This is a genomic window from Citrobacter sp. VF227, from assembly GCF_052950715.1.
Map to the genome: position 1 here is coordinate 1 of NZ_JBRFVF010000153.1, position 615 is coordinate 615.

A 615-nucleotide genomic window follows, 5' to 3' on the forward strand; every position below is an offset into this window, starting at 1 on the left:
TGGAAAATGGTGGCCGGCTGGAGGTGCTGACCGGGGACAGGGCGGACACCACCACCGTGGACCGCGAGGGGACGCTGAAGGTGAACACGGGCGGCACGGCGACAGACGTGACGATGAATGCCGGCGGGGCCCTGATTGCCGACAGCGGGGCCACGGTCAGCGGGACTAATGCGCAGGGGGCATTCAGCATTGATGCGGCTTCCGGCAGAGCCAGCGGACTCCTGCTTGAAAACGGGGGCCGCTTCAGTGTGGCTGCCGGGGCCGTGGCAGACAACACCACCGTGGGCAGTGGTGGCAACCTGAGTGCGGGCGACGGTGCGGTCCTGACCGGTACCACCCGCCTGACGGACAGTGCCACCCTGACGATTGCCGGGAATGTGGTCAGCCAGGGCACCCTTGAAAGCGCCGGCACCATCACCTTCGGGCCGGAGCCCGGCGATATGGTCAGAACCCGGCTGGCGGCCACATCCGCTGACAGCACCTTCACACCCCGCACACTCACCACGACCCGTCTTGTCGGTCAGGGCGGTACCATTAACATGAGGATTAACCTGTCTGACCCGGAGTTTCAGCGGGATATGCTGGTCATTGACGGCGGGCAGGCCACCGGGAAAA

General features: G+C 65.7%; 1 protein-coding gene. It reads left to right on the top strand.

Annotation, left to right across the window (positions count from 1 at the left end; genetic code table 11):
- Positions 1-80: 80 nt before the first annotated feature.
- Positions 81-615: AIDA repeat-containing protein (locus tag ACU8YC_RS25595; RefSeq protein WP_446896048.1), on the top strand; the 535-nt coding region annotated here is incomplete at its 3' end.